17 protein-coding genes and 1 pseudogene are annotated in these 14325 nt (G+C 35.4%); 8 read left to right on the top strand and 10 right to left on the bottom strand.

Annotated features, from left to right (window positions below; genetic code table 11):
- Window positions 1–40: 40 nt before the first annotated feature.
- Window positions 41–916 (top strand): GNAT family N-acetyltransferase, encoded by an 876-nt coding sequence (locus tag HCJ50_RS04850; RefSeq protein ID WP_185346617.1) that lies wholly within the window; start codon window positions 41–43, stop codon window positions 914–916.
- On the opposite strand, the gene HCJ50_RS04845 is transcribed toward HCJ50_RS04850, so the two are convergent.
- A complete protein-coding gene (locus tag HCJ50_RS04845) occupies window positions 907–1266 on the bottom strand; it encodes a PTS lactose/cellobiose transporter subunit IIA (RefSeq protein WP_185346619.1) in 360 nt (119 codons plus the stop codon). The two genes, HCJ50_RS04850 and HCJ50_RS04845, sit on opposite strands and share 10 nt — an antisense overlap.
- A 151-nt stretch (window positions 1267–1417) precedes the next feature.
- Between HCJ50_RS04845 and HCJ50_RS04840 the strand changes: the two genes are divergently transcribed.
- From HCJ50_RS04840 to HCJ50_RS04830, 3 genes and pseudogenes are all read left to right on the top strand, one after another.
- On the top strand, window positions 1418–1609 hold the full coding sequence (locus HCJ50_RS04840; RefSeq protein WP_185346621.1) for a hypothetical protein: 192 nt from the start codon (window positions 1418–1420) through the stop codon (window positions 1607–1609).
- Window positions 1549–1935 (top strand): annotated as a pseudogene (locus HCJ50_RS16070) (hypothetical protein). Before HCJ50_RS04840 ends, HCJ50_RS16070 begins: the two are co-directional and overlap by 61 nt.
- Window positions 1936–2097: 162 nt before the next feature.
- Complete coding sequence (locus HCJ50_RS04830; protein WP_185346623.1) at window positions 2098–2619, top strand: type 1 glutamine amidotransferase domain-containing protein; 522 nt, start codon at window positions 2098–2100, stop codon at window positions 2617–2619.
- Between the two features lie 43 nt (window positions 2620–2662).
- Here HCJ50_RS04830 and HCJ50_RS04825 read toward each other — a convergent pair whose 3' ends face one another.
- Window positions 2663–2929, bottom strand: coding sequence for a hypothetical protein (locus HCJ50_RS04825; protein WP_185346625.1), 267 nt, complete (start codon window positions 2927–2929; stop codon window positions 2663–2665).
- A gap of 105 nt (window positions 2930–3034) precedes the next feature.
- Window positions 3035–4327: an NCS2 family permease gene (locus HCJ50_RS04820; RefSeq protein WP_185346627.1), complete on the bottom strand. Its 1293-nt coding sequence runs from the start codon at window positions 4325–4327 to the stop codon at window positions 3035–3037.
- 172 nt (window positions 4328–4499) lie between these two features.
- On the opposite strand from HCJ50_RS04820, the gene HCJ50_RS04815 reads away from it, so the two are divergent.
- Complete coding sequence (locus HCJ50_RS04815; RefSeq protein ID WP_185346629.1) at window positions 4500–5129, top strand: HAD family hydrolase; 630 nt, start codon at window positions 4500–4502, stop codon at window positions 5127–5129.
- 50 nt (window positions 5130–5179) lie between these two features.
- On the opposite strand, the gene HCJ50_RS04810 is transcribed toward HCJ50_RS04815, so the two are convergent.
- From HCJ50_RS04810 to HCJ50_RS04790, 5 genes are all read right to left on the bottom strand, one after another.
- Window positions 5180–6328, bottom strand: a complete 1149-nt coding sequence (locus HCJ50_RS04810) for a pyridoxal phosphate-dependent aminotransferase (RefSeq protein WP_185346754.1) — start codon at window positions 6326–6328, stop codon at window positions 5180–5182.
- 84 nt (window positions 6329–6412) lie between these two features.
- Window positions 6413–7138, bottom strand: coding sequence for an amino acid ABC transporter ATP-binding protein (locus HCJ50_RS04805; protein ID WP_185346631.1), 726 nt, complete (start codon window positions 7136–7138; stop codon window positions 6413–6415).
- Window positions 7131–8591: an ABC transporter substrate-binding protein/permease gene (locus HCJ50_RS04800; RefSeq protein WP_185346633.1), complete on the bottom strand. Its 1461-nt coding sequence runs from the start codon at window positions 8589–8591 to the stop codon at window positions 7131–7133. The genes HCJ50_RS04805 and HCJ50_RS04800 overlap by 8 nt, the downstream gene beginning before the upstream one ends.
- 180 nt (window positions 8592–8771) lie before the next feature.
- Entirely contained in the window at window positions 8772–9770 is a 999-nt protein-coding gene (locus HCJ50_RS04795) for an inorganic phosphate transporter (RefSeq protein ID WP_185346635.1), read from the bottom strand.
- A 13-nt stretch (window positions 9771–9783) separates the two neighbouring features.
- Window positions 9784–10404 (bottom strand): DUF47 domain-containing protein, encoded by a 621-nt coding sequence (locus HCJ50_RS04790; RefSeq protein ID WP_185346637.1) that lies wholly within the window; start codon window positions 10402–10404, stop codon window positions 9784–9786.
- 384 nt (window positions 10405–10788) lie between these two features.
- Here HCJ50_RS04790 and HCJ50_RS04785 point away from each other — a divergent pair, with 384 nt between their 5' ends.
- Genes HCJ50_RS04785 through HCJ50_RS04775 form a run of 3 tightly spaced genes read left to right on the top strand, consistent with a single transcriptional unit; the run spans window position 10789 to window position 12720 of the window.
- Window positions 10789–11673 carry an aldo/keto reductase gene (locus tag HCJ50_RS04785; RefSeq protein ID WP_185346639.1) on the top strand — a complete coding sequence of 295 codons (885 nt, stop codon included), beginning with the start codon at window positions 10789–10791 and terminating at the stop codon, window positions 11671–11673.
- The gene (locus HCJ50_RS04780; protein ID WP_185346641.1) at window positions 11670–12326 is read left to right on the top strand and encodes a DNA alkylation repair protein; all 657 of its coding nucleotides are present in this window, start codon (window positions 11670–11672) and stop codon (window positions 12324–12326) included. The genes HCJ50_RS04785 and HCJ50_RS04780 overlap by 4 nt, the downstream gene beginning before the upstream one ends.
- A gap of 1 nt (window position 12327) precedes the next feature.
- Window positions 12328–12720 (top strand): VOC family protein, encoded by a 393-nt coding sequence (locus HCJ50_RS04775; protein WP_185346643.1) that lies wholly within the window; start codon window positions 12328–12330, stop codon window positions 12718–12720.
- 12 nt (window positions 12721–12732) lie between these two features.
- On the opposite strand, the gene HCJ50_RS04770 is transcribed toward HCJ50_RS04775, so the two are convergent.
- A complete protein-coding gene (locus HCJ50_RS04770) occupies window positions 12733–13602 on the bottom strand; it encodes an RluA family pseudouridine synthase (protein WP_185346645.1) in 870 nt (289 codons plus the stop codon).
- 23 nt (window positions 13603–13625) lie between these two features.
- Window positions 13626–14180 (bottom strand): bifunctional transcriptional activator/DNA repair enzyme AdaA, encoded by a 555-nt coding sequence (locus tag HCJ50_RS04765; RefSeq protein ID WP_185346647.1) that lies wholly within the window; start codon window positions 14178–14180, stop codon window positions 13626–13628.
- Window positions 14181–14325: the final 145 nt, after the last annotated feature.

Below are 14325 nucleotides of genomic sequence, written 5' to 3'. Positions count from 1 at the left end.
ATACCTGTTATTTTTATAGGACAGAATAGAGGATAACGTGATGGATTACCAATTGATAAGTGATTATAAAGACAATGATAAATATCGAGCAAGTTTTAACCGTCTAGCAGAAAGTACATTTGATATTAATCTGGAAGAATGGTATCAACAAGGTTTCTGGAACGACAAATATATGTGCTATTCTTATTTACATAATGAGAGCATTATCGCGAATGTTTCGATTAACAAAATGGAACTAAAATATCAGGGGAAAGAATACCAAGCTATACAGATAGGGACTGTTATGACCCATCCCAATTATAGAAAACAAGGACTAGCGACTAAGTTAATCAATCAAGTAATAAGCAAATATGAAGACCAATATGATTTTTTCTATCTTTTTGCGAATGATTCGGTGCTTGATTTTTATCCGAAGTTTGGATTTGAACGAGTGGATGAAAGTAGTTTTACCATAGATGCAACTAGCTTGAAAAAACAATTTTCAAAAGTAAAAAAGCTGAATCCAAAAAATAAAATGGATTTTCAGCTTATAAATCGAATTGTTTCCAATAGAATGCCATTGTCTACAGTTTTGGATGTAAAAAATAACGAAGATTTACTGATGTTTTATTTGTTAATTGCTTTAAAGGATGCTACTTACTATGTGGAGGAATTAGATGCAATTGTCCTTTTTGAGCAGGAGGAGACGGATTTATATGTATTGGATATTATTAGTACAAAAAAACTAGATGTAGTGGATGTTTTAAGATATTTAGTAACCAAAGAAATTGAGACTATTCATTTATCTTTTACACCGGAAAAAGATAAACTTATTGATGCTGCATATATTATCGAGACAGAAGATATGTTATTTATGCGTCCGAATATATTTGTAGAAAATCCTTATTTTTTATTTCCATCTACTTCTCATGCTTGAGTGGGTTGTTGCTCTATTTTGGCTAAGCGTTCTTCTAATCGCTGTTGATGTTTATATTGCTTTACAATTCTTTTAGCTAATTGTAGTTCAGCTTGAGCAGTCATTAAGTGATCTTGTCCATGAATTAGTAAAAAAGATGGATGCGCTACAGATTCTGTATCACGAATAGACACTAATTTTGTTTGCCAAACATGACCTTCTTGAAATTGCTCTTGAGCGGATTGTAAATGTTTATCTGCCTCATCAAATTGGTATTTTTCAGCGTAATCAATTGCTTCATATGCTTCTTTACGTGTATTTCCACCATGCAAAATAAGTTTCACAACAGCTTCCTCTACTTGAATTTCCATTTTTCCACCCCAACAGTTGATAGTTTATTTCTTTTATTGTAGCAAAAGCTAGAAGGATATGACAATAAATTAGCAATAAATCAGCCTATGGAAGGATGTTTTTCATTTTTTCTCACGTATAATTAAGAAGAAAAGTGTGGAGGGATAAAAAGTGGAAGAACGTTTATATGAACTTGAAGATAAAGTACAAGATTTAGAACTAGAAGTACATGATTTACGTGGAAGAATTCAGCTATTAGAAGATAAACCAAACGCTCGTCCTAGTTTACTTGGTCATAATGTATGGGTATTAATTCCGCTAATTGCTATTCTTTCTTGGATGATTGTAGAAATTATGGATTAAAAGGAACCTTTGTTGGTTTCTTTTTAATCTATTTTATACACAAATAGCGCAGGACGGAGACTTTTGAGTTGTTTTTGAAGTTGTCACAAAAAATCTATATTTATTTACTTGCTTTTTTCAAGAACAATAGTAAAATAAGGTATAGGAAAAGGTTTTATCTCGATGAAAGTTACCTTTAAAAAAATGTGATTTTCATGGGGATAAGACCCTATCATGGTTATAATGACTTTTGGTGTATCCATCTTCCAATAGAGTAACAACTAGTCAGACATCTGTTTAGACACCAAAATCATTATTTGTTTTCATTCATCTCATTAGCCGTGTAGTTTATGTTTATGCCTCATCCCGTTATGCATAGACGACCGAACATGATGGCAACGCTGGAAATGTTTATTTTCAGCGTATTTTTTTGTCTTCTTTTAAGCGGAATGATTTTAATAAGCCTATAGTTACTGGTATACTGTAGTAGAGAATAGGAGGAGATTCAGATGACTTTGAAAGGCAAAAAAATAATTGCATTAGTAAGCGATGACTTTGAGGATTTAGAACTTTGGTATCCGGTGCTTAGACTGCGAGAAGAAGGCGCTTCTGTACATTTAGTAGCAGAAGAAGCGAAGAAAGTTTATCACGGAAAATATGGTGTTCCTGTCACTTCTGACTATGATTTTGATTCGGTACGTGCAGAAGATTATGACGGAATTATCGTACCAGGTGGTTGGTCTCCAGACAAGTTACGCCGATTTGATAGTGTCTTAAATTTGATTCGTTCGTTTGATACAGCCAAAAAACCAATTGGTCAAATTTGTCATGCTGGTTGGGTACTTATTTCGGCAGGGATTTTGGAAGGTATCAATGTTACTAGTACTCCAGGAATTAAAGACGATATGATGAACGCTGGTGCAATCTGGCATAATCAACCAGTTGTAACGGATGGTCATATTATTTCAAGTCGTCGGCCACCAGATTTACCTGAGTATCTCCCAGCACTTATTGCCGCTTTTGAAAAATAATAAAAGAAGCATTCTCCGGTCAATTGGGGAATGCTTCTTCTATTTAAAAGTAAAATGTGACGATAAAACCAATAAAACTAGGAATTGCTACAACTAAAAGCAGGATACTCCAACGCAATTGGCTCTTTCGACTAGGATTTCCACTACGACCTCCAAAAGAAACGAAAGCCGATAAGATGATGGATGCGAAAACAAGGATGGTTGTCACAATGGAAAATAAGCTGGATAAGGTATAATTTGACGTTAGAAAGCTTGCTAGAAAAACAACGATAGCAAGACCTATCCCAGCTAAAAAAGATTTTAAAAACACAACAAGTTCAACTCATTTCTAAATAGTTTCTCTCTTCTTTATAGCAAAAGAGTTGTTTTTTGTCCAATTAAAAGCGCCTGCCAGAATGGAGCAGACGCTTGTTTGTTAATGAGGTAAAAAGGCGACAAGGATAAAGAATAAAATCGCGATAACAATTAAGAACCAGTTAAGTTCACGCCATTTACCAGTGAAAACTTTTAATACTGGGTAAGAGATAAATCCAAATGCTAGTCCGATTGCAATACTTGAAGTAAGTGGCATAGCTAGAATAACTAAGAAAGCAGGGAAAGCTTCGTCTAATGTATCCCAATCAATTTCTTTTACAGCACCAATCATCATGCTACCAACAATAATAAGCGCAGGGGCAGTAATGGCTGAAATCCCTGATACCGCACCAACTAGTGGAGCAAAGAAAGCGGAAACCATAAATAAAATTGCGACAGTCAGTGTTGTAAGCCCGGTACGACCACCAGTTGCAACTCCGGCAGATGATTCAATATAAGCACTTGTTGGTGTAGTACCAAACATCGAACCAACACTAGTTGCAACAGCATCCGCCATTAGAGCTTGTTTAGCATTTGGCAAAGATTCGCCCTTCATTAGACCAGCTTTTTTTGCAACACCGATCATTGTACCAGTTGTATCAAAAATAGTTATAAGAAGGAAAGATAGGACAACCGCGTATAGACCGTAACTGATCACATCACCAAAAGCGTGAAGCGGATTGGTGAAAACAAATTCTGGCATTGGCGGCATTTTAACAATTCCATCTGTAAATTTAAGTTCGCCAGTAAAGAATGCAATAATACCTGTTGCAATCATTCCGATAAATAAAGCACCTTTTACGTTTAAAGCTAGAAGTATTAAAGTAATCAGCAGCCCAACAATTGCAAGAAGCGCTTCTTGAGAATGTAAATCACCTAAGCCTACTAAATTAGAATCATTAGAAACGATAATACCAGTCATTCTAAAACCTAAGAAAGCAATAAATAGACCAATACCAGCTGTGATACCAGCTTTTAAATTATGCGGGATAGCTTCAATGATTTTTTCACGAAGCGGTGTTAAGGAAAGTAATAAGAAAATAATACCTGCTACAAAGACCGCAGCAAATGCGACCGAATAATCTAGTTTTTGTGTTGTAACCACTGTGACAAAGTAAGCGTTCATTCCAAGCCCTGGTGCAATAGCGATAGGATAATTAGCGAAAATCGCCATCCATAATGTACCGATAACTGCGGAAATAATAGTTGCCATGAAGACAGTGTTGAAAGGCACACCAGCTGCAGAAAGGATTGCTGGGTTAACTACAACGATATATACCATCGTTAAGAATGTAGTAAAACCAGAGATAACTTCAGTTTTAACATCTGTACCGTTTTCTTTTAATTGAAACATGCGTGTGTTTCACTCCTTTTTTTAAATCTTACTAAATGGTAAATAACGAACATTAAAAACCACAACTTCAATATTATTCGTTTTTTGCTAAAAAAGCAACCCCTTTTGAAAGATTTGTTAAATAGTTTTTCTATGTTAAAATAAAACTATCATTTATACTAGGAGGATGCTTATGAAGGCGGTAGTTTTTGATTTTGATGGCACTATGCTGGATACAGAGAATTTATGGTATAGCGAAACAATGAATTATATAAAGAAAAATTATCAAATTGATTTGCCAGACGAAATTTATCAACAAATTATTGGAACGAGTGAAGAACCGATTATTACATATATGATGGAAGCGACAAATGGAACTTTTGATAAAGAAGCATTTTTGACTACCGTTGCGGAAGCTTGTCATACTGGACAAGAGTTGCTTGGTTTTAGAGCTGGATTTGAAGCTTTTTTCCAAGAAGTTAAAGCAAAAGGATACAAGATTGGACTTGCTACGAGTTCTGGTTATCAATGGATTGAATCAACGTTAGAACGATTGGGGATTTTAGACGACTTTGAAACAATTCAAACCGCAGATCATGTGGAGGAAATTAAGCCACATCCGGCCCTTTACATGCAAGCGGTAGAAGCTTTAGGAGTTAAACCAGAAGAAGCAATCGCGATTGAAGACTCAAATAATGGTGCTTTATCGGCAATAGAAGCTGGTTTAAAAGTCTATATTGTTCCTAATGAAGCTACAAAAACAATTGCATTTCCAAAAGAAGCTACAGTTGTTTCTTCTTTTGCTGAAATTAATTTATCATAAAAAGAGTAAACTTGGAGGCAAATTGCTTTTTCTCTAAGTTTACTCTTTTTTTAGAATGTTAATTTAGCTAGGCGGTTAAAGGCTTCTTCTAATATGCCAATATCTTGTGTTGCAGCAAGGCGTACATAATTATCGCCGGATTCGCCAAATGCTAGTCCGGGAATAACAAGTACTTGTGTTTCTTTTAAAACATATTCTGTAAATGAAACGGAATTCATTCCTGAGCCAGTAATATTAATAAAAGCATAAATAGAACCTTTTAATGGATGAAGAGAGAGATACGGAATTTCTTTCACTCGTTTTGAGATGTATTCTAGCCGTTTTTGGAAGGTTTCTGTTACTAAAGGAATAAGTTCTTCTGAATGATTCAACGCGTAAATAGCTGCCCTTTGAGAAGGTGTAGGAGCTGAATAAGTAATTCCTTCGTTAATTATCTTCGCAGCTTCGTTTAAATAAGTTGGTGCAATCATATAACCCAATCGCCAACCAGTCATTGCAAAGTTTTTAGACATACTTCCAAAAGTAATTGTGTGATCTGGTGCAAATTTTGCCATAGGAATAAAAGGTTCATAAAAACTAAAACCATCATATACTTCATCAGATAATATAAAGAAATCGTATTTTTTGGCTAGATGTGCTATTTTTTCAAATGTTTCCGGCGAGAAAACGGCACCAGTTGGATTGTTTGGTGAATTGAGTATTAATGCTTTGGTTTTATCTGTAATAGCTGCTTCTAGAATATCTACATTGATAGCAAAACCATCTTTTTCGTAGGTAGGAATGATAATAGGTGTACCACCAGAATTTAAGACTTGATCTTTGTAAGGAGAAAAGTAGGGTTCATGAATAATGACTTCATCGCCTGGATCAAGGATTGTTTGAAGTGTTAAAAACATACCATGAAGCGCTCCGACAGTTGCACGAATTTGAGACCGTTCAAAAGCTAAGTCATAATTCCGGCTGAAATAGCTACGAATGGCATCGATAAGTTCCACATCTCCGCCAGATTCGGTATATTTTGTGTGTCCCGCACGAACATCATTAAATGCCGCATTAATAATGGATTCATCTGTAATTAAATCAGGATCTCCAATAGATAAATCAAGGATATCTGGCATAGTTTTTGCGAGTGTTCCTATGTCAGCGAGGATATTAACTGGCATTTGTTGATGTTTTTTGGCGATTTTTGAATTATTCATCATATTTAGTAGTCTCCTTTTTTGTTCATTTTCTATAAGTGCAGATAAATGCCTCACCAAAAGTTGGCAAGACACAAATATGCTTTATGCTAATACTTTTCCTAAAAAATCTTTTGTACGATCATTTTGCGGATTGCCAAAAATTTCTTCTGGAGTCCCTTGTTCTTGAATAACTCCTGCATCCATAAACACAACACGGTCAGCCACTTCTCTTGCAAAGCCCATTTCGTGTGTTACGACTACCATCGTCATTCCTTCTTTAGCTAATGATTTCATAACATTAAGAACTTCGCCAACCATTTCCGGATCAAGAGCAGAAGTTGGTTCATCAAAAAGCATAACATCTGGATTCATTGCAAGCGCACGAGCAATAGCAACCCGTTGTTGTTGACCACCAGATAATTGGGAAGGATAGCTGGTTGCTTTATTAGCTAAGCCAACTTTTTCAAGTAATGCGAGTGCATGTTTTTTGGCAGCAGCGGTATTTTCATTTTTCACCTTCATTGGTGCAAGCATTAAATTTTCAAGGACATTTTTATGTGGAAAAAGGTTGAAGTTTTGAAAAACCATGCCCATTTTTTGACGAAGCTGGTTTACATTCGTTTGTTTTGCCATTAAATCATTATTTTCAAATAAAATATTTCCAGCTGTTGGTTGTTCTAATAAGTTAAGGCAACGTAAGAAAGTACTTTTTCCACTTCCGGAAGGTCCGATGACTACGACAACTTCACCAGAAGAGATTTCAAGATCAATTCCTTTTAAAACTTCCAATTTGCCAAAATGTTTGTGTAAATTTTTAATATTAATCACTTGTTCTCATTCTCCTTTCAGCAACACCTAGTAGTCTGGACAAGCTAAATGTTAGTACAAAGTATATTAATGAAGTGATGACAAGCGGGATAAACGGTTTGAAGCTAGCACCTTGAACCACACCAGTCATAAACATTAATTCTGTCACACCGATAACGGAAACGATGGAAGATTCTTTGATAACGGTAACGAATTCATTTCCAAGTGCCGGAAGAATATTTTTGACAGCTTGCGGTAAAATAATGTAACGCATACTAGCTGATTGTGTCATTCCAAGCGAACGTGCTGCTTCCATTTGGCCTTTGTTTACAGCAGAAATACCTGCACGAATAATTTCAGCAACATACGCTGCACTATTCAGCGATAAGGCGATACAGCCAGAAACGAACGCTGATACATCAAGTCCGATAATTTGAGTCCCAAAAAAGACAATGAAAATTTGAATAAGAAGTGGTGTCCCGCGAACAAATTCAATATAGCAAGATGCTGGCCAGCGTAACCATCTTGTTTTCGCTAGTTTCATTAGTGCTAGTAAGGAGCCGAATATAGCCCCGCAAAGTACACCAATAGCAGCAAGTGCAATCGTGATTAAAGTACCTTTAACAAAATAGTTACCGTATTTTTCATAGAAGCTACCGTCTTGGAACATAAGTTTATTCGCTTCTTTTTTGTAATTTTTTAGTGCGCCGGTATCTTGAATTTCTTTGATAGAAGTATTGACTTTTTCTTGTAGGGCTGTAGAACCTTTTGGTAGAGCAATAGCAGTTTCTTTACTACCATTTTGGAATTTAACATCAGCTAATGCAAGTGTTTTATCTTGGCTTAAGTATGCTTCTGCAACAGGGCCTTCTAAAACAATCGCATCTATTTTATTGCTTTTTAGATTAAGAATTAAATCAGGTACTTTTTGTAAGGAAACAACATCAGATCCAATTAACTCTTTTTGCGCTAATTCTTCTTGAGTGGATTGTTTTTGAGCACCTACTTTTACACCGCTAAAATCATTAACAGTTGTGAACTTATCTGTGTCTGCTTTTCGCACAACTACTCGCTGTTGGACTAGCATATAAGGGGCGGAAAAGTCCACTTCTTTTTGTCGTTCCGGAGTTGGGGACATGCCAGAAATAATCATGTCGATTTTGCCCGTTTTTAAGGATCCTAATAAACTATCAAAGTTCATTTCTTTAATATCTAATTTAACATCTAAATCTTTAGCAATTTTTTTGGCAATACTTACATCAAAACCAACAATTTCATCTTTTCCGTCAATGGTTTGATGAAATTCATATGGCGGATAGTCAGCAGAAAGGCCAACTGTTAATACACCTTTTTCTTGAATTTTGGTCAATGTTTCATCTTGTTTATCAGCAGCAAATGCTGTAGTAAAGCCAGAAAATACAAATATAAAAATTAGTGCGATAGCTATGAGCTTTTGTAATAAATTTTTCTGCATGGATACAACTCCCTTTTGTCTATGATAAATAAACGGTTATTATCGATGCTTATTATAATACATTAATATGATTAAATATGCAATATGTTTTTAAATAATTCTCTTTTTATGCTGAAATTTGTTTGTTTATTCAAAAATATGCATAAAAAAGGAACCCGCCTAAGCAAGGTTCCTAGTTGTTTATAAGAAAAAGTTAAGTACATAGAAGATAAGTGCAGCAATTGTTGCAGAAATAGGTAAAGTGATTACCCATGTAATAATCATCCGCTGCGCAGTATCCCATTTTACACCTTTAACACGGTGAGCTGTACCAACACCAAGAATAGAAGAACTAATTACGTGTGTTGTACTAACTGGTAAGTGGATAAATGTTGCGCCAAAAATAATGATAACAGAACTTAAGTCAGCTGCTACACCATTAACAGGCTTGATTTTCATAATTTTACCACCGACTGTTTTGATGATTTTCCAACCACCGATACTTGTACCAACTGCCATTGCAATCGCACAAGATACTTGAACCCACAATTGAACATCGTCTGTAGTTTGAAAACCGCCGGCGATTAAAGCCATGGTGATAATACCCATTGATTTTTGTGCATCATTTGTACCATGTGTATAAGATTGTAAAGCAGCAGTTCCGACTTGAAGCATTCTAAATCTTCTATTCGTCGTCGCTAAATTCAAGTTCTTTAAGAAAATCTTAAAGAGAGAATAAATGGTATATCCGACAACGAAAGCAAGAACTGGAGAAACAAGTAAACCGATAATGATTTTTGAAAATCCGCCATATTCGAGAGCTGCAAAACCAGCAGAGGCAATAGCTGCTCCAGCGATAGAACCAATTAGTGCATGAGAGGAACTACTCGGAATTCCAAAGTACCAAGTGATTAAATTCCACGCGATAGCAGATAATAGTGCTGCTAAAATGACAAGCTCTCCGTGGTCCAAGCTAAAGGGATCAACAATATCTTTTGTAATAGTTTTAGCTACGCCAGTAAATGAAACGGCACCGACAAAGTTCATAACTGCAGCAAGAATGATTGCATGTCTTGGCTTTAAGGCTTTTGTAGAAACACTAGTCGCGATTGCATTTGCTGTATCATGAAACCCATTAATTAGGTCAAATGCCAGAGCTGCAAGAACGATGACGAGGGTGATAAGAAACATTCCTTCCATCTATCTAGGCCCCTTACGCATTTTTCATGACAATTGATTCAAGTGTATTAGCCACACTTTGACAACTATCAGCAATGTCTTCTAATTTTTCATAAACTTCTTTTAAACGAATAAGTTTAATTGGATCTTTTTCGTTTTGGAAAAGTTGGATAAGTGATTCGCGGTAAACATCATCACATTGAGATTCATAATCTTTAATTTGAATTGCAAGTTTACGAACATCTTTTAATTTTTTATCAAAAACAAGGTCTACTGCTTTTTCGATTTCTACAGTGCTTGCTTGAATTGCTTGGATAAATTTAGTCATATATTCATCGTAATGGGTGATTTGGCAGATTTCTAGTGAAAAAGCTGTTTCATCGAGTGCATCCATTACGTCATCTAGGCGGTTGGTAAGTTCTAACATATCCTCACGCTCGATTGGTGTAATGAAAGCGTCGTTTAATTCCAAAATCATTTTGTGAACCATGGAGTCTCCAGCAGTCTCATATTCTTTGATTTTATTCGAGAAAGTATGTAAATCCTCTACCGAATTGATGTTATACGTTGCAAAGAAATTTGCACCTTCATGTAAATTTACTGCAATGTCATGTAACAACGAAGCAAAACGGTCTTTTTTATTTTTAAAAGCCATTTCCTTAATTCCCCCGATCATTTTTGGTCATTAATAATCAGCTCGCTTTTACTTAGAAAAGGGAGCTTTCTTCTTAACGATAAGTTAACAAAAAGAAATAAAAATATGATTGATTTTTATCACAAATTAATACTAACATAGGATGGGAATAAATAGGAAACTTTTTTTTAATAGTTAGTAAAATAATTGTCCTGACAGCGTTTCCAATGGCTGTTTTTAGGTATTTAAGAAAATGAATAAAAAAAGTTGGTTTTTTATGACTTTTTATTAGGAGAGTAAGGCTCATTTCGGTATACTGGTTTTAAAATATAAATTTGTAAAAATAGTGTATAATTCATTTAAGAGAAAAAGTTCACAAATGATTTTCGTGAGGAGGTTTTTGGTTTGACAAAAACATTACAAGATAGAATGATTCTACCTGGAAATGTATCAATTCCTTATATCGGACTTGGTGTGTTTCAAGTTACAGAGCAAGAATTTATCGCTGGTGCTGTAGAAAAGGCAATTGAAGTTGGTTATCGGTTATTTGATACAGCACAAGTTTATAATAATGAAACAATTGTAGGACAAGCTATTGTGGATAGTGCTATTTCGCGGGAAGAGCTATTTATTAGTTCGAAAGTTTGGAACGGAGACCTCGGCTATGATGAAACGCTATTTGCTTTTGAACGAACACTGAAAAATTTGAAGTTGGAGTATTTGGATTTATATTTAATTCATTGGCCGATTGCGGGTAAGTACCGTGATTCTTGGCGAGCAATGGAACGATTGCATGATGAAAAATTAATTAAATCCATTGGGGTGGCTAACTTTAAGCAACATCATTTAAGTGATTTATTAGTTGCTGCAAATCATAAACCAGTCCTTAATCAGGTAGAAACACATCCGCTTTTACCACAAAATGACTTAAGAAAATATCTAGAAGAACAAAATATTGCCCATGCCGCTTGGTCCCCGCTTGCGAAAGGAATATTAATGCAAAACCCAGTAATTAATGCCATTGCGAAAAAACATGGGGCATTTGTTGACCAAGTTATTCTACAGTGGCATTTGAATCGGAATACAATTATTTTTCCAAAATCAATTACTTCTAGCCGAATTGAAGAAAACTCAAGATTGTCTTATTTCCGTTTAGATGAAAGTGATATGGAAAAAATCGATCGTTTAGCAACTGGCAAACGGGTTGGACCAGATCCAGATGACTTAGAGTACTTTTTAAGTAGCATTGAAAGAGAACGGGCGTATTTAACTGATGGTAAAACAGAATGACAGAAATACAAGTTGTTTTTCGCACAAATCGTTCTACTGCGGATGCTCCCCAAATGGAAGCATATATGAAAAATCAATACCCTTTTTTAGGGATTAGAGCAGACAAACGAAAAAAACTCCTAACTACTTTTTTAAAAGAACAAGGAGAGCCTAATGATTTGTTACGGCTTGTTATCGAATTATTTAATGAAGAAGAACGTGAATTCCAATATATCGCGATTGATTTATTAAGTCGTTATGGAAAAAAACAGTCAAGTGAAGCTATTCAAATATACGAGAAATTAGTTATAACGAAATCATGGTGGGATACGGTGGATGGACTAGCTGGCACAGTAATAAGCACACATTTTAACCTTTACCCTGAACTTATTCCGCACTATAATGCACAATGGATTAATGGCGATAACATTTGGTTAGCGCGAACAGCGATTTTATTTCAACTCAAATATAAAGAAAAGACGGATTCGGAACTATTATTTTCCAATTGCGAAAAATGGTTAGAATCCAAAGAATTCTTTATTCAAAAGGCTATTGGATGGGCACTTCGTCAGTACGCAAAAGTAAACCCAGAAGAAGTTCGGGAGTTTATCAATAGCCATACACTTGCGCCACTTAGTCGTAGGGAAACAATAAAGCATATCGGGGAGGGGTAAAATGTTACATCATATGGAATTCAATGTAACAGATATAGAAAAAAGTCGCCTATTTTGGTCAGAATTGCTAGAATTACTTTCTTATGAGTTATACCAGACTTGGAATGAAGGATTTAGTTATAAATACGAAGATACTTATTTAGTTTTTGTGCAAACGGAGGAAGCTTTTTTGAAAGAAGGTTATCATCGCAAGCGAATTGGTCTTAATCACTTGGCTTTTCACGGTGGATCCAAGGAACGGATAGATTTTTTTCGAGATAAGTTAAAAGCAGAAGGGGTAAAGCTTCTTTATGAAAATCGTTACCCCTTTGCTGGTGGCGAAAATCACTACGCCGTCTTTTTTGAAGATCCAGACAAAATAAAAGTAGAAATTTGTATAGAAGTCACGACATAATGTTGTGGCTTTTTAATATGTCCAATCATCTCCAGCTGGTGCAGAAAAGTTCATTTCTTTGCCTTTAAACGGATGATTTAAATGTAATTTTTCAGCATGTAACATAATTCGATTAGCACGAGGGGTGCCACCATAAAGCGTATCGCCAATAATCGGATGACCAATACCACTTAAATGAACGCGAATTTGATGGGTACGTCCCGTTTCAATTTGGCATTCAACAAGGGAGGTGTTTTTTTCTGTATCATTTTCTAAAACGGTGACATGAGTGACTGCGGGTTGACCATATGGACTGATTTGACGTCTAGAACCATGATGTCGATCCTCGCCAATAGGTTTATTAATAGTTTGCATCACAAGCCCCCAAGTACCATCAACTGCTGCAAGATACGTTCGGTGAATAGTTCTGTTTTCCATTTGCCAAGAAAGGCCAGCGATAGCTAGTTTATTTTTAGCAAAAAGCACTAATCCAGAAGTTGTTTGATCCAAGCGATGAACGGCAAGCGCATTTGCTTCTTGGTTCGTTTTCTCTAAATAATATTGTACCGCATTTGCGCAAGTATCCGTTTCATAAGCATCATTGGGATGTGTTTTCATGCCCACTGGTTTATTAACTACTAGTAAAAAATCATCTTCATAAATAATCTCTAAATCATATGCAAAAGTAGCAATTTTCTCATGTAAAATAATTGGCAAAGATAAACTAGCGCCAACAAAAAGTGGTGTGTTCCAATCATCTAGTGGTTTATTGTTAAGTAAAACATCATGAGACATTCTAATTTCATGGCGTGCTTTTTTTCCTAAGTGGAATTTTTCTTGCAAAATATTGGTAAGTGTTAAGCCTTCCCAGTCTTCGATAATTGGTAACGTTATATGAGTCATATAAATTTCATCCATTCTATAGTTTATTGATAAGTTTTTCGGAAATGAGATGGTGATAAACCGGTGTGCCTTTTAAATGTTGTTGAAAAATGAGCGGGGTTTGGAAAGCCAGATAGTTTTCCAATTTGTTCAATTGATTGGATAGAGTGAGCTAATAGTTTTTTTGCATAAGCAATCCGGATATTTTCTAAATAAGTAATTGGAGTAACTTGAGTGATTCGTTTAAATGTCCGGTGTAAGTGATAAGGGCTACCGTGACAATCCTCAGCAATTATTTGTAGTGTTAAAGGTTTTGCAAAGTTATCTTTAATATAAGCTTGGATATTTTCGACCCATTCTGTATCTGGAAGTGTTGCGCCGCCTGATTTACATCTTTTACAAGCCCGGTATCCCTGTGAAATAGCTTCTTCCGCATTTTTAAAAATAACGATATTCTCTTTTTTTGGTAAACGGGATTTACAAGAAGGATAGCAAAATATTTTAGTGGAAGTTACTCCATAAAAAAATCTACCATCTGCAGTTTTATCATTGTTAGTAATCGCTAGCCAACGTTTTTGGGTTAAGTAATAATCCGACACTGTTATCACCTCAACTTCTTATTAATCATAAACGTTCTTGGTGGAAATTGCGAGGAAAACTTTTCTAATCTTGCTTTTTTAACAATAACAAATAGGAAATAAACATTATATGACGTATAATTAATGATAGAAAGAGGTGGAAATA

This window comes from Listeria immobilis (genome assembly GCF_014322765.1).
In the GTDB taxonomy this organism is placed as follows: Bacteria; Bacillota; Bacilli; order Lactobacillales; family Listeriaceae; genus Listeria; species Listeria immobilis.
Note: the sequence above shows the minus strand (reverse complement) of the source record. Positions and strands in the feature narration are given on the sequence as shown.